We start from the raw sequence: 22,282 nt of genomic DNA, 5'->3' as shown, positions 1-22,282 counted from the left end.
CGGAGGTGATGGTGATTATGGATGTGACACTAACCACCCAGGACAATGAAGATACATGTATAAGTGCAGAATTTTGGTGTTTGGCAGAAGACCAGTTTGATACCCAGATATTATCAGAAGGGCTGTGTCTGATCCCAACATCGACAAGAAAAAAAGGGGAATTAACTCAAGGGAAAATACCTGCTCCTGATACGAGTTGGGAAATTTCAACATCATATGAGGCTTCACTCGATATCAACAACCAACTTCTCCCGCTCCTTCGTATGCTAGATGGAAAACAAAAAACTTTACAAGATTTAAAACAAGAACATAATCTCATCTATGGAATCGAATTGTTCATCTATGCGTACGAGAGACAAATCCCTCGAATGAAGCTGACACAAGAAATGATCCAATTTATGAGTGAGATCGGAGGCATGGCGAGGATAAACATCATCATCTACCCTGACGATCTGCCTCCAGACTTGGAACTCAAAGTCTCCCAAGGTACAAGTATCAAGGTAGCCTTCCTGGTCAAAGGAGCTGACACGCAACCGGACTTGAACCCACAACTTCTTCAAGTTTCCCCACACGCATCTTGGATACAAGGGGAACAGACGTCGGATGGGGCAGTATGGTATCTCGAAACGTTAGAGGAAGAAACAGATGATACAGAGGAATTACTGCTGGCAATGATAGACACGTTAAAAGAGGAAAAAGAGTCACTTATTAGTCAGAAGGAAGAACAAAACCTGTCATATGAAATCGTCGTGTACGCTCATGTCAGAAATCGGCAAAAGCCTGCGATCACTGCAAAAGAAAACGTCATCTCATTTTTGCATGAGATTGGAGCTACGCTTGAATTCGTATTGTTCTACGCGGCAGAAGAAAATCGGTATGAAAACGACGGATTGATATAAGAGACAAAGATCTCTTCATGTCCAACATTATGAAGTAAACAGGAAGAGAAGATAACTGATTTTACAAAGAAAATCGGGGGCTTAGGTGCTCCCTATTTTCTTTGTAATTACATGGGGGAGGTTTTTTCAATCCAATACTATTCATTCCTCGTCTTTGTGCTTTTCCTTCACATCACGAAAGTGTATAACTTCATCGAGAGCAGACTCAGCCCGCTCGATTTCGCCATAGTCATTGGTATGGGAGTATTTTGGCTATTACTTAAATGTTGTGAATACTTATCGGACGTATTGGAAAAGGGATGTATCAAATTCAAAATTAAAGTATGGCAATTGTATGTGGTCGCATTGATTTTGTATTTTTTATTTTAGTTTCTTATGCACCGTACTTTGATTAAACGAAAGTGTGAACAATTCCCCACACTCGAAAGTATCTTTTACCCTTGAGACTGGAATGTATTTTTCTACCTGACTAACTAACTCCTTCGTCTTAGGGTATCAAACCAGCCTGCTGACATGGCGCCCGCGAAAAGGGAGAGGAAAATAATTGTAGAAGGGATTGGGATGAAGTCGCTATCCCTCAAATGATCCCGCTAAATACTATGGATCGAATAATATGAGTAACCTGATTCCTCTCCTTAAACATAATGCAGCCAGAGATTTAATAGTCTAGGGGTACATCCACATGCCCAGCAAGCTAAGAACCTTCATTTTGGAATCAAACAGCTGTAAAAATTAAGGGGAATAAGGTTTCGGGAAAATAGCGTTACCGACCTGTCTTAAAAATTAGTCCATAAAAAAAGAGACGGTTCTCCCGCCTCTTCTCTTTTACTGGTGTAACCCAGTTGACTCGTTTTTTCTACCATTTCGTTTCCGTTTTGTGTTCAATGACTGGCAATACTTTTGGTTCAATTGCTTTCATCATTTGTTTCAGTGATTGCTCGGTGATCGGTACTCCATCACCTTGAAGTTGTCCTCTAGCCTGTGTTTCTGCAATCACATCAATCACTTGTTGTTTCGAGACATTTTTAGATGCTGCAATCTCCACAACAGTTTTACCTTGTGCTAATTCTTGTTTTAAATCTGTCGGGCTGATTTTTAGTAAAGCAAACAGTTTTTCATCGTTTAAAAAGTTATCAGCCGTATAATCAGGCTTACCATTTAAAGAGAATAGGCCCTCTACTTTAATGTTTGAAGGTGTATCAGAAGCTGTAGGAATACCTACGATCTTAGTAAGACTAATGGTATTGTCCTGAACAAAAACCTGAAAGACCGGTTCTTCGAACATCTCATTGGTGTAATTCAACATCCATGTTTTTTGGTTTGGATTCTCCATTTGCTCTATAGCAACCTTGTATTGTTCGACGTTGCCATACATTTTATCAATAAGATCATTTACCTTCGCCTTGATTTCCTGATCGGTTAAAGTAATGAGTGACTTCTCCTTAGGCTCCCAATTCTCTTGAATCACGTGTTCAATCTCACCCGTACTACCGTTTGTATGGAGGGTAATCTTTTTGCCGGTTCCTCCTTTTTCCTGTAGTACGATGCTTGTTTGCTTCACGTTGATTACATTTTTCCCTTTGGATACATCACCTTGAACGTTGCTTGCATCGATAATCTCAAACGATTTTGTTTCAGGATATGCGAGATACAGCTTCTCAAGCGTTGATTTGCCAACCTCATCCACCTTGACTTGTTCAGTAGTCATCGGTGTTCTTGTAGGCATGTCAATCGCGGCAGAAGCCGCAAATGCTGCAACTGGAATCAAAATCGCAGTCGCAACGATTCCACCAATTAATCGTTTTTTCATAATTACTTCGCTCCTTTTTTGTTCTAAATAATGTGAATCGAATTGTTCAAATTGTTCTCTGAATAAGCAGCTTACACACTATATTGCCTCTTTAGCGGAAAAAGGTTCGGTTCATATCTTATTTTTTTGCATCGTGAGCAGACCCCATGCCCAGCAAGCGAAGGAAATTACTTTTCACGAAAGAAGAAATCGGAATACCTCACCCTATGTATGCAAATCGACTATTCATGAAAGTAAGAGAGTTCATCACTTGATTCCAAAATGCAGGTTCTTAGCTTGCTGGGCATAGGGTACATCCAGCCAAACGCGGATTTACAATGATAAGCGGTGTAAATGGCTTTCGGTGTCAGTGGTTCTTTAGTACCATTTATCGTTATGGTAAAATATGTAATTATATATAGATAAACACATTGGTTGGTTGGGAGGTAAGAGCAGAAAAAGTCTACTAAAGTTGCTGCAATCCTACTGCTTGGGGCTGTTGTGGTAACTGGCGGTATTTGAACTTCCAACACTTACGCTCCAACTATGGTTGAATATACAATTGATGAGCGCTTTGATAATAATAAAGACAAACAGAAAGTGTACGAAAGTTTTGGTACTCAAAAGATGGATATAGATATGGATTCCGTATCGGTAGAAAAGATTGAAGATGAAAAAATGAGTGTTGCGTTTCATTATTCGAACGAACATGTTTCGGAAGATATAACTCTTCCAGTTGTTAAAGAAAATGATCAATAGAAAGTAGTAATTGAAAATACAAGATAGTACAACAGCAATCTCTGAACGAGTTTCCGAAGCCAATTGGCCTGAATAAAAACACGTAGGAGGTAACAGTATGAAAAAAAGAAATGTAATTCTTTCTGGTCTTTTTTTAGTCGGCGTTGTCTTCGTAAGTAGTAGTCTATACACGAGTGAACGGATAGAAATGGGTATTCAGTGAATTTACAAAAAGTACGAACCTCATAGAAACAATGAGAGAAAAATATGAAGAGGATGTAGCTGGTCCGTTTATTAGCATTCAGGACGAAATTATGCAAAAGTACGCTAAACCTGGCGATTCCATTCCGACTATTCTTTTGGATGAGGCATTAAAAGAAGGCTATTTCGCGTTCAATAGACAAGATGGGGAAACCTTGTCTTTCAAAATCAAGTATGACAATGGTTCATGGGAATACAATTTGGAAAAATAATATCGAAGTTGCTTAAAGTTAGCCATGTACCTCTACTACTGATTTATCATTTGGTTGAAAGGGGAGCATTAACGATTAGCATTAAAAATTTTAAATCTACGAAAAAAATTGCACTAGCTACTATTGGTTTTATAACAATTGCAGGACTTGCTGTTTACTATATAGGTGACTTGAAAAAACAGAGTTTTCTTTATTCCAGTGATACAGATTATAAAATTGTTTCGGGTGAAGTATCGTTTAGGGAGACCTTTCATAGCGTGAAGGGTCTCGCGGAAAATGCAGATATCATTGCCGAAACTGAAGTTATTTCTCAAAAAAATAACCCTAATTATGAAAGACTAGATGTGTATACAGTCTCTGAATTAAGATTAACGAAAGTCTATAAAGGTGATGTAGAGATAGATGATACAGTATCTGTACTGGAAACTGGAGGGGAATTCGATGAAAGAGAGGTGGCCAAATATTTCTCAGGAAAGCCAGGATCTCAATCAGGGAATGATGATCTTGGTGATCCTGGAATAATAGCGGTAGGGATTGCAGGAAGTATTCCTATGAAACAAGGAAATACATATTTTGTTTTCTTAACAGAAGATGACGATGACGTCTATAACATAGTAGGGTCCGTTCAAGGAAAGATTAAAATTAATAGCGAGAACTCTCTGGTTTCACAAGTTTCTCCAGAGACAATAGATCAGCATGGTGATCTTTATTTCCTCCAGGAAAGTTATTCAGGGCAGAATATTTCTGAACTTAGAAACGAAGTTGAACAACTCATTGCATCCTCTCCCAATTAGCCCTCAAAAGGTTCTCTCAACCGCAAGATCATTACGAAGTAGCTAGAAAAAGAAGATAACGGATAATTACAAAGGAAGCCGGGAGCCTAGGTGCTCCCTATTTTCGTTGTAATGGCATAGCGGAGCATACTTTCTGTTCAGGGGCCGGGTTTTTCCATGTTCAGTAATTTTTCGCCAATGTTCCGTGAACCAAACTCCGCGTTCTCGTGAATATACAGTAGAGAAAAAACGAGGGGAGGGAACGCTGTGGATGAGTGGGAGTTGATTGCCAAATGCCAAGAGAACGAGCCTGAGGCCTTCGAACAATTGGTCAAGCCCTATCTGGCGATGGCATACCGGACAGCGTATTTGATCATTCATGACAAGCATCTGGCGCAGGACGCGGTTCAGGAAGGGCTCATCGAAGCGTATCAGCACATAGACCGACTCGATAAAAAACGGGGAATGGCCTTTCGCAATTGGCTATACCGGATCATTACGTTTCGGGCTCTGAATCTGGTACGCAAGCAGAAGCCTGTGGTGGAGTATGAGGAGATAATCCCGGAAGAAGCGATGACGCCGTTGGACAACGTGATCCAGCGAGAGGAGCAGCGGCAAATTTGGCAAGCGATTCGCAGCATGAAGGCGGAGCATCGGGCGGTTATTATTCTTTACTATTACGAGGGCTTCAGCGTGTCGGAGATCGCCAAAATTACGGGCTCCTTTGAGGGGACGGTCAAATCACGTATGTACAAGGCCAGGAAGCTGATCGCACAACAATTGGACAAGGATGGCATACGATCGGATTTTTTGCGGGAAGGGGCAATGACTCATGACTAACGAGGAGCGGCAAATTCAAGAGACGCTTAGGAAAGTAGCGGGAGCTGTCGAGACGCCGAATTTTCAAATGCCAAGCAAGAATAGCGCGTTGCATGTGAGAAGGCGTCCATTTTACCGTAGCAAAAGATGGGCTTCCATCGGCATCGCTTCCGCTATCGTACTTGGGCTGCTCGGAACCATGCAAGTGTCCCCAACGTTTGCGGCCTATGTCAAATCGATCTTTGCTCAAGACGGGTTCGATGAAGGCGTACAACAGGCGGCGAGACAAGGCTTCTCGGAAACATCGAATCTTTCTGTTACCGATCAGGGGATTACCTTGGAGGTAAAGGAAATTATTGCTGATCCGGTGCAGGTAATGGTTGCTTTAATGATTAAGCAGGCGGATGGCAAGCCGTTGCTCCCTACATATTCGTCAGCGACAAACGCAGAATCCAATGCCGTTGAATTGCTGGATGCCAAAGGGGAGGTCATGACTGACAAGTGGGGAACTACCTTTGAAGAAAATGTGGGATTCGTCCGGTTTATCCTCGGTGAAAAAGAACACGAGCCCCTTCCGAAGACGTTGTCGATCCATTTTGATGAAATCGGTGATAGAAAAGGAAACTGGAAGCTGCAAGTTCCGATCACGATGGCAAAAACAACGGCTGCAACTACTGTGCTGCCTGTTAATCAAACGCAAGTGACGAAGCATGGATTAAAGATGACCCTGCACCAAATCGTCAATACGCCGACGGCCACCCGAATTGAGCTGGAAACACAATGGACAGAGGCGGCCAAAAAACAACTGGAACAAGAAGCGAAAAAGCTAACCGGAAAGACGACGAACCGCGCTTATGCTCCATTTCTTCCGTATCAACAGTACAGGCTGGGATATTACTACGAGGGAACAGATGGCAGCAAGGGAAAGGAAAGGCTCATGGGGAGATCACATTCTATTGATCGCTATGGGCATTTTCGCTGGATCACGGACGACGATCCGTTGCCAAAAGGCAAAGCAGCGACACTCGTCATAAACAGCTTCCATAAGGCAATACCGTATGATATGAGTGTCACCTTCCGTCCAGATGAGTTGAACAAGAAGCCCGTAATCAAACAAGTGGGAGAAGATATCTTTACATTGAAAAGCATCAAGCTGGTAACAGATGAAGATTCGGGAAAACAGGAAATGGAAATGGAGATCGATGTACTTTCCAAAGATATTACGAGAATTTATTTGCCTTGGTGGGTACTTCAAGATGGGCAGGGGACAACCTACCGGGCTAAAATGGGTGGTCAATCCAAGGAACCCATTGATCAGTCAGGACGCGAGCGAGCAACGTACAAAATTCGGCTGGAGGACAGCAGACATTGGGAAGGAGGAGAAATAACCAAGCTCCCGGAGAAGCTCACCCTACGACTAGATGCTGTTCAGAAAAAATATCCGCTAGAGTGGAGAATTCCAGTTCCTAATCAATAAAGAAGAAAACCGCCCCGGTACAAGGGCGGTTTTTTTACGTTATTTCGCGACCAACTGCGGCTCTTTCTGCCCCAGTCGGATCGTGGCTTCGCTCGGAATCCACATGCCTGTGTTCTCGTCGCGTCCTTGCAGGACTACCGTCGGGTTAGCTTTGCCCATCTGCTCAGCACCTTTGGTAATTTGCTGCCCAATTTTGCCGCCCTTGACGCGGTTTACTACAAGCACGAGCTGCACGCTGTCCAGCTCTGTCATCATCTCGAAATCCCCGTTGCTATCGCCCGCGATGAAGATAGGGCCATGACCATACTTTTTCACCAGTACATCCTGGATCACTTCCGTCTTGCCGTGGGCTACCGTGATCGGGTAGTCAGGTTGGTACACATTCGTGATCCGTCCGTTTTCTGTTTTCAGGCGCATGCCGATGATGTTCTCCGCTGGGAGATTGTAGCCATATTTCGGGAGAGTGGCGAAGACACGAACAACATCCTCCAAGGAAGCACTCACGACATACACGTCGATGCCATTGGCACGAAGCGTGTTCATCAAGTTTGCGACCTCGGAAGTGAGGCGCAGACCCGTTGTATGGGAGGCTTTCACCACGCCTGTTTTGCCTGCCAATGATTTCGGGCTCGTCCAGGTTACCTTTTGAATCGCCATGCCCAGGCCCAGATCATTGGATGCTTCCGCCAACTGTTGCACTTCTTCCACTGTCATGTTCGTGAAGAGGTAGAGTACCCACGGATAGCCAATCGTATTGCTGTGCGTATCGTTGATCGCTTCATACAAGAAAAACAGCTTGGCTTTGAAATCGGCGAATTGCTCTGTTGCTGTTACTTCCTCCAGCGACTTCGTTCCTTTAAGACCTTGATAATTTTGATATAAGTACGTGTAGTCGGCTACGAGATCAGTCGCGATGGCATCGAGTGAGACAGGCTTGCCGTCGACATTTTTATACGAATCGGAAAACGGTCCTTCTGGTACATTCGTGCGGATGACCTTCCCGAATTCTTCTGGTGTGAGCTTGTAAGCCAAATGGTTGATCTGGTAAACAAACAGCGCTTCCTCTGTGTCATGCATGATGCTCGTATTGTCCCAGTCAAAAACGACATACGGCTTTTTGTTGGCATGGTAGGAGGCACTCTTGATGCCGTTTTTCTCAATCAATTCATGGACGGCTTGATAAGTCGCAGGTGCCCATTTCCCCTTGTCGAGCAACTGCACGTTGGTGTCCTTGGCCAAAGCTGGCATCTGCATCGCGAATAGAGCGACGATCATCAGCATGGTCAGCCACCACGTTTTGGGTTGTGCTTTTCTGTGTGACATGGTTGTCATCCCCTTCTTCTTTTTCTCGATCCCTCAAATGAAAACGTTATCATTTCTTTCAAAAGAAAAAGGTCTTCCCCACGCCTATTGATAAAGCGCGGGTAGAAGACCTCATTGTCTTAAGCGTTTTCATTTGTATTCTAATCATACTAAATTTAACAACAAAAGCAAGAAGATTCCGATAAACATAATAAGGGCAGGACTAACGATCCAATCTAGCGAAGAGAGAAGAGTTTGCAAGAAAAAAGTGGATATAATCTAACCATAAGTATAGATGAAAAGGGATGATTCTTACATGACATTGATAGAATCCAGCAAAGCCATTTTGATGAATTGCTTGGCATTACAGGCGAATGAGACATTTTTGGTGGTGGCCGACGAGCGGAAGCGGGACATCGGGGAGGCGCTCTGGGAAGCCGGTAAACAGCTCGGGGCAGAAGCGATGCTGATGGTCATGAAGGAGCGGGAAAAGTCTGGTCAAGAGCCGCCTGAGGCTGTTGCAGCGGCGATGAAGAGCGCAGATGTGGTGGTATGTGTGACCCAGCACTCTTTGACGCATACAAAAGCACGAAAAGAAGCAGCAGCAAATGGTACAAGACTGGCTACCATGCCAGCTATTACGGAAGACATGTTCCTTGCGGGAGCGATTTCCGCTGACTATACACAAGTAAAGGCACTCACCGAGCGCGTGACCGAGATGCTGACCCAAGCAAGCACCGTGCGAATCGAAAAAGCGGGTAAGTCACTGACGTTTTCCATCGCAGATCGCAATGGTGTGCCGAGTACAGGCATGTACGTCAATCCGGGGGAATCCGGCAATTTGCCTTCCGGGGAAGCGTATATCGCCCCACTGGAAGGGACAGCAGAGGGGCAAATCCTCGTTGATGGCTCCATCGCGGGTATCGGAAAAATTGATTCTCCCCTGCTGCTGACGGTCCAAAATGGTCGGATCACAGAGGCAGAAGGAACAGCGGGTGAACGCCTCCTGCAAATGCTTGGAGACCAAGATGGGCGGATGCTGGGTGAATTCGGAATCGGAACGAATGACAAGGCGCGTATCACGGGAGTTGTGTTAGAGGACGAGAAGGTGTACGGAACGATTCACGTAGCCTTTGGTAGCAACAACACGTTTGGCGGGACGATTGTCGCGGGGGTACATATTGATCTGGTTGTCAAAGAGCCGGATGTGTATTTGGACGACAAATGTATCATGAAGAGTGGAAAACTATTGGCAACATAGGACAAACTAGATGGATAGGAAGGATGAATCCCGTAAGTAAATGTTGTAAGATGGGAGAAATCCTAGAGGTGGATGTGGTGTGATGGCAATGTCTGAAAAAATATTTGCGATTATTACAATAGGTAACCTGATTTTGGCTGCCGTTCTTATTTTCATGGAGAGGCGAAACATTGCGGCAACCTGGGCCTGGTTGATGGTTTTGCTGTTTTTGCCGGGCATCGGGTTTATCATTTACCTGATTTTTGGACATAAGCTAAGCAAGAAAAAGCTGTATCGGCTCAAGGAAGGAGAATTTTCTCATTTTCGAGCTGCGGTCGATAGACAAAAGCAGTTGCTTGCCCATGGTGAACTACAGGTGAACGACCCTGAGATGGAGAGACACCGCGACATGATTTTCATGAACGTGGTAAGTGATGGAGCGTATTATACGCAGGATAATACCATTCAGGTTTTTAAGGAAGGCCATAGTCTGTTCAACCTCATGTTCAAACAGATGGAGGAAGCACGCGAGCATATCCATTTGCTCTACTATATTTTGAATGACGATGATTTAGGGAAACAGCTCATTCAACTGTTGACGAAGAAGGCAAAGGAGGGCGTCGAGGTTCGATTGCTCTATGATGCGGTCGGTTCCTCTGGTGTCTCATCCCGGTTTCTGCGCCCGTTGGTAGAAGCTGGGGGAGAAGTCGCCTCCTTTTTCCCGGCGAAGATTCCGTTCCTTAATTTTCGGGTCAACTTCAGGAATCATCGCAAGCTGACGATTATTGATGGCAAGATTGGCTATATCGGAGGCTTCAACATCGGGGATGAATACTTAGGCAAGGATAAGAAGCTGGGGTATTGGCGTGATACCCATTTGCTCATTGAGGGAAGAGCGGTGTACATGCTGCAAGCACGCTTTTTCCTGGACTGGAATTTGTCTGCACCGAAAAGAATGCATGAGTCACTTGCGTATTTTCCAGAAATTCATGAGGCTGAGGGCACGATTGGCGTTCAGATCGTATCAAGCGGGCCTAACTCGGAAAAAGAACAAATCAAACATGCTTTTTTGAAGATGATTTACAAGGCGCGGAAGAAGATTTACTTGCAGACGCCTTATTTCGTTCCCGATGAAAGTATGCTGACCGCACTAAAAATGGCGGCAATGTCCGGGGTAGATGTGCGGGTGATGGTCCCTGGAAAGCCAGATCATTTGTTGGTATTCTGGGCGACTCACTCTTATCTCGGTGATTTGTTAAAGAGCGGTGTGCGCTGCTACCTCTACGAAAAAGGCTTCATGCACGCCAAAGCCATTGTAGTTGATACTCAGTTGTCGTCTGTGGGAACGGCCAATGTCGATATTCGCAGCTTCAAGCTGAATTTCGAGACGAATGCGTTTATGTACGATTCGCAGATGGCAGAGGAGCTGGAGGAACTGTTTGTCTCCGATCTGGCTGATTGCCGGGAAATGACATTGGGAGAGTATGTGAACCGACCACTGCGTTTGCGCTTGCTGGAATCGTTGACACGCCTGTTGTCTCCGCTTTTATAAAAGCAAGACTGGAAAGCAAAAGAGGACCTGTTAGCCTATGTGAACAAACACAGGTTGACAGGTCCTTTCTGTTTGCGCTTTATGCCGTTCCGTGCGTGACTCCCATCTCCGTCAAGTATTGACGGTATGCGATACTCGCGCGGTCGCATTTTAAGGACAGCTCTACTTGCAGATCGAGTGGCAGGTCCTCAGGTTTTTGATTTTCCACGATCGGTTTATCTTGTGCAAAGATGAGGTTTTGGAAGCTATTGATTTCCTCATCGGAAAGGTTCGTCTCATAATTAAAAGAAAGGACGCCATAAGCTACGCTTCGCGCTTCATCCAGCGGCATCACAGTGAGCAAAATGGACATCAGATTGCCGTTTTCTGCATCGCGCTTCGTAAATTTTACCGTGAGTGGACGGAGGATTTCGTAGGTGTAATAAACGTGCTTCGCTTGACCAGTACCGTCCGGGTCAGGCTGAAAAATCTTGATCTCATCCGTACGAATGACACCGTTCTCGTCGCGGTGAACGCGGTAATCCCCGATCTCCATATGCGTTTCGACACCCAAATACCCCTCATGCACGACAGCCAGATGGCCTACATCCAAAAAGTTCTCTACGATGCGTGGAGGCTTGGCCGTTACTGTCTGTGGCCCCCAAATGACATTTCGAAAACGATGATCCTCAAATTCCGGCAGGGGAAAAAACTCAGGAGATTGGTTGGCGAGATTCACCCACACGAATCCATAACGCTCTGCACAGCCGTATAACACAGCGCGCGCCTTACCCGGAATCGCTTGATCAGCAGGCAGCTGAGGGATTTTGACACAGGCTCCGGATGCTTCATATTCCCATCCGTGATACGGACAGACCAGCTTTCCTTCTCGGACACAGCCCAGAGACAGGGCAGCGCCTCTGTGAATACAGAGATCTTTAAACGCATGGATTCCTTCTTCGTTGCGGAAGAGGACGACCCGCTCGCCCATAATGGTGACCTGGATTGGGCGGTCTTGCACATCCACCGAACGACAGGCGACGATCCACTCATTACGCAGCACGGTATCTTGCACGATCATTGATGAGACACTCCTTTGTCGATACTTCGGTTATTCACCCATTGTAGCGGGAGATTGGAAGGGAAGTCAACAGAAAACACGAACATTATAAAGTGATAAGACCTATTTATTACGTGAATAGTTGCCTAAAAACGGATTTATCCGGTATAATCCCACTTATATCGTTCGTAATTAGCTAAAATACCACTAGGGAGGCCTTTTGAAAGTGGAACAACATCGAGAAAGCAATCAGCTTGTTGTGGGCGTCGATGACAAAATCAGTGTGGGCAAGGCGTTTTTACTTGGTTTGCAGCATGTGTTGGCTATGGACTTGTACATTGCTCCTATTATTATTGCTGGGCTGCTAACTATGGACGCTTCGAGCACTTCTTTCTTTATTCAAATGTGTTTTCTCGCGACGGGTATCGGGACGTTGATCCAGACTGGCTTTGGATTGCGTTTGCCTGTCGTGCAAGGACCTTCCTATGTACCTATCGGTGCGTTGGCTGCGATCGGCAGTAAGCTGGGGATGGGTGCGATGATTGGCAGCATGATTCCCGGAGCGCTGTTTGTGGCCCTGATGGGTTATCCATTGAAATGGTTTGCCAAAGCGGTACGCAAATTCATTCCACCGCTAGTCGGCGGGACGGTGATCATCATCGTGGGCATTGCCTTGATGCCTACAGGGATGGGAAACATTTATCACTCCCCGGGAAATATTTGGACCAACATTTTGATTGCCGCCGTTTCTGCTGGAGTGCTTGTCATCTGTATGCTGCTTGGCACAAGAGCAAAGGTTGCGGGGGCGTTTTTTAGACTTGTATCTGTGCTGATTGCAATTTTCGTCGGAACGGTAACGGCTGCCTTTTTTGGAACGGTAGATTTTAGTCCGGTTGGACAAGCACCGTGGCTGTCCATGCCAAAGCTGTTTCCGTACGGGGCTCCTGTATTTGATCTCAGTGCAGTTTTGACGATGCTTTTTGTTTATTTGATTATCATGATTGAAACAACAGGGACTTGGTTCGTCGTCTCTACGGTAACGAACAGTGAATTGACGGAGGAGCGACTGAATCGCGGTGCTGTCGGTGAAGGCTTGGGGTGCTTTGTCGGGGCATTGTTCGGAGGTACACCTACGACTGGCTATTCCTCCAATGCGGGGTTGATTGCGGTGACAGGAGTAGGAAGCCGAATGGCGATAATGGCCGGAGGATTGATCTTGATTGCCCTTGGGTTGGTGCCGAAGCTGTCGGCGGCGATTACCTGTATACCGGAGCCAGTTATCAACGGAATTTTTGGGATCGTGTGTGTTGCGATTGTGGCGAACGGAATCAAAGTCATTCAAAACATTACGATTGATGATCGGACAATGATGGTCATCGGTTTGCCAATCCTGCTGACAATGGCAGTAACGGTCCTGCCAAAAGATGCGCTCGCCGGAGTACCTGATTTCGTGAACTACATTTTATCTTCTGGCATTACAGTAGGGGCCTTGGCAACAGTTCTTTTGAATCTGCTCATTCCAGAGGGAAAAAAGAACAGAGCGAAGGTTCCACAGCAACAGCCTGTCAGCAACTAAATAAAAACAGCCCGGTGACCTAAGCTGCCGGGCTGTTTTTTCTCATAATAACGGAAAGTAGTTAAGCGGTTTTAATCTTCTTAAGTTTTAAAAGGCATCGATAAGCCAATAAAGCTGGTGAGAAGAAAAAGCACAGAGCTCGTAGACCTTGACAACGCCTACCCAGTCGGAACTTCAAAAAGGGGACCCGCTTGTCGAACACTTCTTCCTTGAGAAACTTCCGCCCGTAGGGTGGCTTTGGCTCGACGGTCCCCTTTTTGAAGTGGAGACGGACAGTCAATCCCCCCTTGTGGGCGTGTCAGAGTCGAAGAGAACTGTGCTTTTTCTTCTCCACCACTATGTTGACTCAAACCCGAATGACCTTTTCTTATTATTTCTTCGTTCCGGTCAAATACTGCACAGCTTCATCCAACTGCTTTTCAATCAGAATCGGTTCATAGCCAAGCCATCTATCCACATCGACTACGTAAACATGATTGTTTTTGACAGCGGGCAAGTTTTTCCACAGACTGCTTTGCTCGATTTCTTTCAAATACTGAGCGGCATCCTCGCCAGGGAACAGCATCAGGAAAATATGGTCGGATGCATATTCGGGTAAAAGCTCCATGGACACGTCTTTTGACCAGAACAGCGGGTCTTTATCGATCTCGCTCTTAATGAGTGGCGGTGGAGTCAACTGAAGATCGTTGTACAAAACATGGCCCATGTTGCGAGCACCGTACATTTTGATCGTTTTCGCACGGACGTTTAATGCTGCGACGGTCTCGTCCTTCCCGACCTTAGCATGGACGAGCTTGCGTGCTTCCTCAACCTTTGCTTTATACTTCTGCTCCCAAGCCTTTCCTTCTTCCTCGCGGCCTAGCGCTTCCGCAACCTTTTGTACATGCCCGTAGACATCATATTGATCGAAGGCGATCGCCACGACAGGCGCGATCTTCGTCAGCTTTTCATATACCTGTTGCTCGACTTCGGTACCGGTCAGGATCATGTCAGGCTGCAACTCGAGGATTTTCTCCAGATTATAGGCATCATAATCTCCCACGACTTCGATTCCACGAACCAGTGGCTCCATGTCCGGTCCTTCCATATGTCCCTTCAACGCACCGATCGGCTTCACACCAATGGAAAGCATGGGACCCAAATATTGCAGGGCTACGACGCGCTGAGCTTTCACAGGAATAGTCGATTCGCCTTTCGCGTGCTTCAGGACGCGAGTCTCGCTGCTTTTACTTTCTTGTGCAGGTGCAGATGGATTGGAGCTGGCTGTCTGGCCGCATGCCGTGAGCAGGAGCAAGGGAAGAATCATCAATCCGGGCAGCCAAGCTTGTATGCGTAATCGTTTCATCGTATATCCTCCATGAATGAAAATCATTCTCATTAACAAGGTCCATCTTACCCTGAACGCACTCTTTTCATCCATGGAGAATGTTCCGTTTTTCTTTGGACAATGTGGCGGTGTTTGTATGGGTCAAAATTTGGACGGCCTCTTCCAGCTGGATGTCGAGGGAGAGGGGATCATAGGAGAACCAAATCGGATCAAGAATGACCACTTGCCCTTTTGGTACAGCAGGAATTCGTTGCCATACATCCTGTTTCATCAATTCTTTGAAGTGTGCCCGTGAGAGATCATCATCAAAAATATGAACGAACAGCCAATCTGCTGCGTACTGGCTTAATTGATCCTCGGTGATTGTCGTCGCCCAGAAATTGGGGTTGCGTGTCAGCTCTTCTTGAATCAGTTTGGGTGGCGTCAGCTTCAAGGATTTGTACAGCACATGCCCGATATTTCTGGCACCGTATGCCAATAGGCTCTGTGGACGCACATTGAGGATCAAGAATGTTTCTTCCTTCAGAATGTGAGCGTCGATGTAGCGCTTGGCCTTCAAAACCTTCTGTTCATGCTGCTTGAGCCACATGCGTGCCCGGTCTTTCATGCCAAACACATCGGCCAGCATGTTCAAATGACCAAACACATCATGCCCCATCCACGGAAAAGCAATTGTAGGTGCAATCTTGGAGAAAGCAGCGCAATCCCCTGTCGATTCGGTCAAAATAAACGTCGGTTGTAAGGATTCGATCAAGTCTGGTGTGTTCTCAGGCAGGCTGACAATCTCATCTGCCTCTTTCATCCGCAGTTGCTCGCGTAAATAAGTGACCTGCTCTTCCGGAGCGCCAATCGGTCTGATTCCGAGTGCCAATAAATACTCGGCATAGTGGAAGGTGACGGGTGCCATTTGCTTCTGGTTCATGCGGACAAAGACAGTCGGCGACATGCCTACCTGCTGTTTAAAACGTCTGCTGAAGTAAAACTCATCGGCATACCCGACCAGGCGTGCTACCTCGCGCAATCGTTTATTCGATTCGCGTAGAAGCGTCTTGGCATGCTCCATCCGGCAGCTCGTCAAATATTCGATCGGGCTTTTTCCGACCTTTTTCTTGAAGACTTCGGTGTAATACCGAGGGGTAAGACCAGCTCGATTCGCCAAATCATCTAAGGTGATTGGCTCCGCATAATTCGTATGAATGTAAGAAATCGTCTGATCGACAACGCTTGATGTTTCTACGGCAGCCTGCCGTTCTGCATGGCTCCAAATTAGGTGCAGCAATTGCTGAAAGCGAATTTGATTATGAAAAGCTTCCAACGGATCACTGGCTTGTCGATGGGCATACAGTGTAAGGGCAAGCTCCGTACCGTGATCGACCTGGTGAAATAAACAGGAGCTGTGGTCGAGATGCCAGGAAAGACTCGGGCTGTAGGCGTTGGTGACCTGGTCTTGCTGTTGCAGAGCGTCAAAATAGAGTACGAGGAAACGGAGTGGCTCGTCTGTATCAGCGCGTACTTGCCTCGCAGATTCTCGCGAAAGAATCAGCACACTTTCATCTAGCAGAGTGGCTTGATCCGACTCGTTCAGCAACTGACCCGATCCTTTTGTCACGATGAGCACGGCATGGGTAGATCCACCGGAAAACGCCCATACTTCTGTCGGTGACAAGGTGACCTGCTGTATGTCTTGAAGCAGAAACAAAGGAGTGGGCGTTAGCACTGTATTTCCTATCATGATACCAATTCGAAGGATTCGGTTACGACGATGCTCCCCTTGACAGATTGGACCATCGGGCAGTTTTTGCTTGCGGCTTCAATGGCTTTTTGTACTTTTTCTTCTTTCATATTTTCACCCGTAATGATGAAGTGGAGGTGAATTTTTTCAACCCGATTTGCCTCTGCCTCATTTCGCTGCACATCTGCGGTTACTTTCATGTCCGTGCACGGCATTCTCATCTTGTCCAATACTTTTCGCAAAACACCGCCACTGCAAACAGCGATGGAAGAGACCAAGAGCTGGTAGGGACGAAAGCCATACTGTTCATCACCCGATACATGCAGCTCACCGTAGGACAGTTGCGTGATAAAGCCATTTTCTTTCGCTTGAAATTCCATGCAAAACCCTCCCTTGAAATGGTTTTTCTTCATTATAAGGAAAAAGGCTCCCGCACGACAGTGATATGTCGGTACAGGACCCTTTTCCTATTCCTTCAATGCTTTCCCATTTTGCAAGAGAGACTGGATGCAACGAGGAAGCATGTCTTTTAACGTATCGAATGCATAGTCGACGTCCAGACGTTCTGTCCACTGGTGGGCGTCACGTCCGACTGGACCGAGGTTCATGACAGGTACATCAAAAGCCTCGAGCTCCTGAAGCGGAATGGAGTAGCCGTTATCCCACAAAGGCATGTTTGCTACCAATGGCTTCATGGATGCCGCCGGATATTGGAGTCCGACGTAGCTTAGGTCAGAGATACCGCCAAAGTAGTTTTGCTTGACCAAATTGACCTGGTGCTGATCTCTCGCGTATGCTTTCATCTCTTCCATCGTTTGCTGAATCAGAGGATGATTGCGCGAGCTGACTGCCGGGTAAAACGGTGGAGCGAAGAACAAGATCATCATCGGTGACAGTTCTTTGCACAAAATCGCTAATTGATCCACCAGCTCGATCGTGGTGTCGCGGTCGTCCTTGTCGCCGCGGTTGGCGATCACATCTGCTTCAAGCTGACGCAGCTTTTCTTCCCCGTACGTTTTCTTCGCGTAGGCGTACAGTTCTTCGTACGTCATGACGGAAATGGACAGATCACGCGGGCTAAACGGCGCGAAGTTGGCAAACTGGCTCGCGTGCTTGAGGTAGTTTTGCTTCATACGCTCTGCGACATTTCTTGCCGATTCCAGCAGCGGCTCTACGACATCCTCCATCTGTTTTTCCAGCAGGAACAGGTTGAACAGGGTCACTGCACGGTGCGGAATTTGCACAGAGTACTCTTTTTTCAAATCCTTTTGAATCAGGTTCGTCGGCGGAGGAGATGCTTCCCCCTCAACGACCTCGCAAAAGGATGTGTTCAGCTCGAGCTCACATGTAATTTGAGAGGCCATATAATTGCCGTTTAACCCGGCAAAAGGTTCGCCGACATGTGTTTCTTTGCCGTAACAGAGGAAGCCCGGCAGTACTTTTCCGATGGAGCCTGTGTACAAGTACGTGTTCGTATCCCCTGGGTAGCGGGTAAACATCGGCTCAGAGTTGAGCACGGTCGTGTAGCTCAGGTCGAACTCTTCGGCGATTTTCAAAAGTGCTGGGACTGCTGCCCGCATCCCGACAGAATTCACCTCTTCGTCAGGGACTGTCAGAAGCAAAATGTTGCCATCGAACTCTCCAGCAATCGCTTGCTCAATCATCGACATGTGCAGCGTCAGTCCGCATTTCATATCCATGGTGCCACGGCCAAACAGCCAGTTGCCGGAGCGGATATCCTGTTGAACGTCTGCTGGCATATCCGCCTGGTTTTGCTGGAAGAGAGGGGTGAGGGTCTTCGGATCAAAAGCATGCTTCATCCAGGCGCCGTAATCCTCGACGTCGACCACATCAAAATGGCTGACGAGAATGACGGTGTCCCGTACGCCTTCCTTTTTAACGAGCGCAGTGACAAAATGGCGCCCATCTTCAGTCGGATTCGCACGCACATGATCGGGATTGGCCTGATAATAAGGCAGGGTACGCAACTGATCGACGACGTAGCCAGGCAAGTCCTTCTCGGCAGATGATCCTGTAATGCTTGGGATGCTTACCAAATTGCACAAGAGATCAACGAGTTGCTCTTTTGTTTGCCATTTTTGCATAAAAAACGCCTCCGTTTTCCGTATAGTGAAAACTGTTTCCGGTTAGTGGGCAAAAAAATTAAGGCAAGGCACCGATCTTGTGGGAAATTTCCTTGGCACTTTGTTGGGCTTGTTCAATGAGTGAGGACAGGAGTTGCTCGTTGATCCGATAGCTCGGAACGCCGATACTCAAAGCGCCCACGACCTTTTGGTTGACACCGAAGATAGGAGCGGCAATGGATGCGGTGCCCTCGGTTTTTTCACCGTAGCTGACTGCATAGCCGTTTTGTCTGATTTCTGGCAGTCGTTCTAACAGCTCGCGTTGTTTTTCTGTATCCGGGATTAAACCGGTCACGATTTGCTCTGCTTCGGTCGGATTCATGCTGGCGAGAATCGTTTTGTTTGCCGCACCGATATGTAGCGGAATACGCTCGCCCAGATTATCCATGCTTCTGACAGACATGGGACCTTCCACTCGTTCGAGTACGATAGCATGAGAGCCCTGTGGAATGTTCAGATAGACGGTTTCCCGTACATCTGCCGCCAATCGCTCCATGGCAGTTCGGGCAACAGCGCGCATATCCATCTTGTCCAGGATGCGCAGCCCGATCTCCATCCACGTATAGCCGACCTTGTACTGCTTGCTCTCAGGAACCTGGAGGATGAGTCCATGCTTGATGAGGCTGCTGATTAAACGGTGAACCGTACTCAGTGGCAGGTTCGTTTGTTCAGCAATTTCCGAGATGGACCAATGCTGCTTGTTTGGATCTGATACCAGGACGGAGATGATGCTCATCGCCCGGTCAATCGATTGTACCAACGTGGGTTACCTCCTGGCTTTGTTGCATAGTGACTGCTCGTTGAATGTCACGCCAGCTTAATATGACCTCAATCTATCAGAATTTTTCAGCCGAATCAATATAATTTAGACTAGATAAAAATTCGTTGACAAAAAATTTGAAACTATTTTACATTAAGAATGTAATTTTGTATTGCAGAAGTGATTCCACAATGCGGAATATTTCTGAGTGATTGCTCAGAGGAGAATGAATGCAACATGGTGGCGATGAACAAGCAAAGGCAGCAGATGAGGAAGCGTTTACATGCTCGTTTCTCCGTCGCCCACTGTTAGACAAAAGCAAGATTCGAAAACAGAAGGGAGATCTATCATCATGAAATTTTCACGTGCGATTGTAAGAAAACCGGGAAAGAGTTATGTAAATGGTTTGACGACTTCTGATTTGGGTACACCTGATTTTGAACTTGCTCTCAAACAGCATGCCGCTTATGTAGAAGCGCTGAAACAGACAGGTCTGGAAGTAACCGTTCTGGAAGCAGACGAGCGTTTCCCGGATTCTACGTTTGTGGAAGATACAGCGGTTCTCACGGAAAAGTGCGCCGTCATCACCAATCCGGGTGCAGAAAGCCGCAATGGTGAAATTGAGGATATGAAATTGGTGCTTCCTCGTTTTTATGACACGATTGAATATATTCAGGCCCCTGGCTTCCTCGATGGTGGAGACGTCATGCAGGTAGACAACCATTTCTATGTCGGTCTGTCGACACGCACGAATGAAGATGGAGCCATCCAGTTCCGCGAGATTCTCTCCAAATACGGATATGAAGTCACCATTGTTCCATTGAAAGAGTTTTTCCACCTGAAAACAGGAATCGCCTACCTTGGCAATGACTTGCTGGTTCTGGCTGGCGAGTTCATCGACTCTGAAGTGTTTAGCCAATACAAGCATTTGATCGTGGAAAAAGAAGTCGAGTACTCCGCGAACTGCATCCATATCAACGACTATGTAATTATTCCAAAAGGCTTTGAGAGCACGAAAAAACAAATCACTGATGCTGGCTACCATGTGATTGAGCTGGATATGTCTGAATTCCGTAAACAAGACGGAGGATTGAGCTGCCTGTCCCTGCGTTTCTAGCGCAGGCAGTTCTCTCTTCTTTTATAGACCTCTGATAGACCTCTTAAAAAGCTGGTGAAAGAGAGGAATCATATGAACACTGGGAATGAAAGAGATACACAGCTACAACGCTCCATGAAAAGTCGCCACTTGTTTATGCTGTCGTTAGGTGGCGTGATCGGGACAGGGCTCTTCCTCAACGCTGGCTTCACGATCAATCAGGCTGGACCTGGCGGAGCGCTTGTCGCCTATATCGTCGGCGGGATTTTGCTGTATCTGGTCATGACGTGCCTGGGTGAGCTTTCTGTAAAAATGCCAGTGACAGGCTCTTTCCAAGCCTACGCCAGCAAGTATATTGGTCCGGCGAGCGGGTTTACACTGGGATGGATGTATTGGCTAGGGTCAGCTACAACGGCCGGGGTAGAGTTCACTGCCGCGGGCATGGTCATGCAACGGTGGTTCCCGGATACGCCGATCTGGATTTGGTGCGCGCTCTTTATCGTTTTGCTCTTTACCTTCAATGCGCTGACGACAAAAGGGTTTGCGGAAACGGAGTACTGGTTTGCCGGAATTAAAGTTTTAGCTGTCCTTATGTTTATTATTGTCGGACTAGGTGCTATATTCGGTATTGTCAGTATGGAGGGAAGACCCGCTCCGTTTCTCTCCAACTTTTCGGCAGATGGGGGACTATTCCCGTTTGGCATTGCGATCGTTTTTGTGACGATGATGAACGTCGTGTTCTCTTATCAAGGCTCTGAACTGATCGGAATTGCAGCCGGGGAAGCAGAAGACCCGCAGAAGACTATTCCGCGGGCGATTCGCAATGTTGTGTTTCGTATTCTCGTGTTCTATGTGGCGTCGGTCACGATCTTGTCCGCCCTCTTTCCATCGAGTGAGCTGGGACTCTTGGAGAGCCCGTTTGTGACGGTATTTGATGCTGTGGGGATTCCTTTTGCAGCGGATATCATGAACTTCGTTATCTTGACGGCTCTGTTGTCTGTCGGCAACTCATGCTTGTACGCAGCCACTCGCTTGTTGTGGTCCCTTTCCCATAGCAATATGGCGCATCCTGTTTTTGGAAAATTGAGCAAACGTAAAGTGCCCTTGAATGCACTCTTGGCGACGCTGGCGTTCTCGCTTCTGTCTCTGTTAACCAGCGTGGTTGCAGCGGATACGGTATACGTGCTGCTCATGTCTGTATCGGGTATTGCGGTTACCTTCACGTGGATGGGGATTGCTCTTTCCCAATTCAATTTCCGCCGTCAATACTTGCGCGAGGGTGGAAAAATAGAGGATCTACAGTTCGTAGCGCCGTTTTACCCGGTGATGCCGCTCCTGTGTCTGGCTCTTTGTACATTCATTCTTATCTTCCCGGCGTTTGACCCGACACAGCGAATTGGACTCTTCTACGGAATTGGTGCCCTCGTGCTGTTCTATACCTTCTATTATGTGCGCTATGGACGCAAAAAGGCGCATAAACCGAATCTCCCAACGCAAGGCTAAGCCGTTCTTGTTCAATAGAAAAATGCCCCTGCCATGAATGATG

Annotated in this window: 19 protein-coding genes; 11 read left to right on the top strand and 8 right to left on the bottom strand. The window is 46.8% G+C overall.

Annotated features, from left to right (window positions below):
* Positions 1-8 precede the first annotated feature (8 nt).
* Entirely contained in the window at positions 9-899 is an 891-nt protein-coding gene (locus AB432_RS28770) for a DUF4279 domain-containing protein (RefSeq protein WP_082196017.1), read from the top strand.
* Between the two features lie 856 nt (positions 900-1,755).
* Here AB432_RS28770 and AB432_RS28760 read toward each other — a convergent pair.
* Complete coding sequence (locus tag AB432_RS28760; RefSeq protein WP_048035211.1) at positions 1,756-2,709, bottom strand: hypothetical protein; 954 nt, start codon at positions 2,707-2,709, stop codon at positions 1,756-1,758.
* Between the two features lie 525 nt (positions 2,710-3,234).
* Here AB432_RS28760 and AB432_RS28755 point away from each other — a divergent pair.
* The 5 genes from AB432_RS28755 (at position 3,235) to AB432_RS28735 (ending at position 6,968) form a co-directional block, all read left to right on the top strand.
* Positions 3,235-3,447 carry a hypothetical protein gene (locus AB432_RS28755; RefSeq protein WP_235617572.1) on the top strand — a complete coding sequence of 71 codons (213 nt, stop codon included), beginning with the start codon at positions 3,235-3,237 and terminating at the stop codon, positions 3,445-3,447.
* A gap of 233 nt (positions 3,448-3,680) precedes the next feature.
* On the top strand, positions 3,681-3,899 hold the full coding sequence (locus tag AB432_RS31205) for a hypothetical protein (protein ID WP_235617571.1): 219 nt from the start codon (positions 3,681-3,683) through the stop codon (positions 3,897-3,899).
* Positions 3,875-4,693, top strand: a complete 819-nt coding sequence (locus AB432_RS28745; RefSeq protein ID WP_048035210.1) for a hypothetical protein — start codon at positions 3,875-3,877, stop codon at positions 4,691-4,693. Before AB432_RS31205 ends, AB432_RS28745 begins: the two co-directional genes overlap by 25 nt.
* A gap of 246 nt (positions 4,694-4,939) precedes the next feature.
* Positions 4,940-5,512 carry an RNA polymerase sigma factor gene (locus AB432_RS28740; RefSeq protein WP_048035209.1) on the top strand — a complete coding sequence of 191 codons (573 nt, stop codon included), beginning with the start codon at positions 4,940-4,942 and terminating at the stop codon, positions 5,510-5,512.
* Positions 5,505-6,968, top strand: coding sequence for a DUF4179 domain-containing protein (locus tag AB432_RS28735; protein ID WP_048035208.1), 1,464 nt, complete (start codon positions 5,505-5,507; stop codon positions 6,966-6,968). Before AB432_RS28740 ends, AB432_RS28735 begins: the two co-directional genes overlap by 8 nt.
* Before the next feature lie 39 nt (positions 6,969-7,007).
* Here the strand turns inward: AB432_RS28735 and AB432_RS28730 are convergent, their stop codons facing one another.
* A complete protein-coding gene (locus AB432_RS28730; protein ID WP_048035207.1) occupies positions 7,008-8,291 on the bottom strand; it encodes a haloacid dehalogenase-like hydrolase in 1,284 nt (427 codons plus the stop codon).
* 295 nt (positions 8,292-8,586) lie between these two features.
* On the opposite strand from AB432_RS28730, the gene AB432_RS28725 reads away from it, so the two are divergent.
* Complete coding sequence (locus tag AB432_RS28725; RefSeq protein WP_048035206.1) at positions 8,587-9,531, top strand: aminopeptidase; 945 nt, start codon at positions 8,587-8,589, stop codon at positions 9,529-9,531.
* Positions 9,532-9,613: 82 nt separating this feature from the next.
* The gene (gene cls / locus AB432_RS28720; protein ID WP_048035205.1) at positions 9,614-11,062 is read left to right on the top strand and encodes a cardiolipin synthase; all 1,449 of its coding nucleotides are present in this window, start codon (positions 9,614-9,616) and stop codon (positions 11,060-11,062) included.
* Between the two features lie 79 nt (positions 11,063-11,141).
* Here cls and AB432_RS28715 read toward each other — a convergent pair whose 3' ends face one another.
* Positions 11,142-12,122: an aromatic ring-hydroxylating oxygenase subunit alpha gene (locus tag AB432_RS28715; protein ID WP_048035204.1), complete on the bottom strand. Its 981-nt coding sequence runs from the start codon at positions 12,120-12,122 to the stop codon at positions 11,142-11,144.
* A gap of 205 nt (positions 12,123-12,327) precedes the next feature.
* On the opposite strand from AB432_RS28715, the gene AB432_RS28710 reads away from it, so the two are divergent.
* Complete coding sequence (locus AB432_RS28710; RefSeq protein ID WP_048035203.1) at positions 12,328-13,677, top strand: uracil-xanthine permease family protein; 1,350 nt, start codon at positions 12,328-12,330, stop codon at positions 13,675-13,677.
* Positions 13,678-14,047: 370 nt separating this feature from the next.
* Here AB432_RS28710 and AB432_RS28700 read toward each other — a convergent pair whose 3' ends face one another.
* The 5 genes from AB432_RS28700 to AB432_RS28680 all read right to left on the bottom strand — a co-directional run bounded on the left by AB432_RS28700 (position 14,048) and on the right by AB432_RS28680 (position 19,640).
* A complete protein-coding gene (locus AB432_RS28700) occupies positions 14,048-15,022 on the bottom strand; it encodes an ABC transporter substrate-binding protein (RefSeq protein WP_048035202.1) in 975 nt (324 codons plus the stop codon).
* A gap of 67 nt (positions 15,023-15,089) precedes the next feature.
* Positions 15,090-16,736, bottom strand: coding sequence for a helix-turn-helix domain-containing protein (locus AB432_RS28695; RefSeq protein ID WP_048035201.1), 1,647 nt, complete (start codon positions 16,734-16,736; stop codon positions 15,090-15,092).
* On the bottom strand, positions 16,733-17,116 hold the full coding sequence (locus AB432_RS28690; RefSeq protein WP_048035200.1) for an OsmC family protein: 384 nt from the start codon (positions 17,114-17,116) through the stop codon (positions 16,733-16,735). Before AB432_RS28690 ends, AB432_RS28695 begins: the two co-directional genes overlap by 4 nt.
* An 87-nt stretch (positions 17,117-17,203) precedes the next feature.
* The gene (locus tag AB432_RS28685; RefSeq protein ID WP_048035199.1) at positions 17,204-18,841 is read right to left on the bottom strand and encodes a M20/M25/M40 family metallo-hydrolase; all 1,638 of its coding nucleotides are present in this window, start codon (positions 18,839-18,841) and stop codon (positions 17,204-17,206) included.
* 58 nt (positions 18,842-18,899) lie between these two features.
* Positions 18,900-19,640: an IclR family transcriptional regulator gene (locus AB432_RS28680; RefSeq protein ID WP_048035198.1), complete on the bottom strand. Its 741-nt coding sequence runs from the start codon at positions 19,638-19,640 to the stop codon at positions 18,900-18,902.
* A gap of 352 nt (positions 19,641-19,992) precedes the next feature.
* Here AB432_RS28680 and AB432_RS28675 point away from each other — a divergent pair, with 352 nt between their 5' ends.
* Together AB432_RS28675 and AB432_RS28670 are read left to right on the top strand one after the other, a co-directional pair.
* Positions 19,993-20,757: a dimethylarginine dimethylaminohydrolase family protein gene (locus AB432_RS28675; protein ID WP_048035197.1), complete on the top strand. Its 765-nt coding sequence runs from the start codon at positions 19,993-19,995 to the stop codon at positions 20,755-20,757.
* A gap of 72 nt (positions 20,758-20,829) precedes the next feature.
* Entirely contained in the window at positions 20,830-22,239 is a 1,410-nt protein-coding gene (locus tag AB432_RS28670; protein WP_048035196.1) for an amino acid permease, read from the top strand.
* The last annotated feature ends 43 nt before the right edge of the window (positions 22,240-22,282 follow it).

Source organism: Brevibacillus brevis, assembly GCF_001039275.2.
Lineage (GTDB): Bacteria > Bacillota > Bacilli > Brevibacillales > Brevibacillaceae > Brevibacillus > Brevibacillus brevis_C.
Note: the sequence above shows the minus strand (reverse complement) of the source record. Positions and strands in the feature narration are given on the sequence as shown.

Coding starts and splice junctions, on each gene's coding strand:
- AB432_RS28770 (WP_082196017.1), top strand. CDS start 9: ATGGTGATTATGGATGTGACACTAACCACCCAGGACAATGAAGATACA.
- AB432_RS28760 (WP_048035211.1), bottom strand. CDS start 2,709: ATGAAAAAACGATTAATTGGTGGAATCGTTGCGACTGCGATTTTGATT.
- AB432_RS28755 (WP_235617572.1), top strand. CDS start 3,235: ATGGTTGAATATACAATTGATGAGCGCTTTGATAATAATAAAGACAAA.
- AB432_RS31205 (WP_235617571.1), top strand. CDS start 3,681: ATGAGAGAAAAATATGAAGAGGATGTAGCTGGTCCGTTTATTAGCATT.
- AB432_RS28745 (WP_048035210.1), top strand. CDS start 3,875: ATGGGAATACAATTTGGAAAAATAATATCGAAGTTGCTTAAAGTTAGC.
- AB432_RS28735 (WP_048035208.1), top strand. CDS start 5,505: ATGACTAACGAGGAGCGGCAAATTCAAGAGACGCTTAGGAAAGTAGCG.
- AB432_RS28730 (WP_048035207.1), bottom strand. CDS start 8,291: ATGTCACACAGAAAAGCACAACCCAAAACGTGGTGGCTGACCATGCTG.
- AB432_RS28725 (WP_048035206.1), top strand. CDS start 8,587: ATGACATTGATAGAATCCAGCAAAGCCATTTTGATGAATTGCTTGGCA.
- cls (WP_048035205.1), top strand. CDS start 9,614: ATGGCAATGTCTGAAAAAATATTTGCGATTATTACAATAGGTAACCTG.
- AB432_RS28715 (WP_048035204.1), bottom strand. CDS start 12,122: ATGATCGTGCAAGATACCGTGCTGCGTAATGAGTGGATCGTCGCCTGT.
- AB432_RS28700 (WP_048035202.1), bottom strand. CDS start 15,022: ATGAAACGATTACGCATACAAGCTTGGCTGCCCGGATTGATGATTCTT.
- AB432_RS28695 (WP_048035201.1), bottom strand. CDS start 16,736: ATGATAGGAAATACAGTGCTAACGCCCACTCCTTTGTTTCTGCTTCAA.
- AB432_RS28690 (WP_048035200.1), bottom strand. CDS start 17,116: ATGGAATTTCAAGCGAAAGAAAATGGCTTTATCACGCAACTGTCCTAC.
- AB432_RS28685 (WP_048035199.1), bottom strand. CDS start 18,841: ATGCAAAAATGGCAAACAAAAGAGCAACTCGTTGATCTCTTGTGCAAT.
- AB432_RS28675 (WP_048035197.1), top strand. CDS start 19,993: ATGAAATTTTCACGTGCGATTGTAAGAAAACCGGGAAAGAGTTATGTA.
- AB432_RS28670 (WP_048035196.1), top strand. CDS start 20,830: ATGAACACTGGGAATGAAAGAGATACACAGCTACAACGCTCCATGAAA.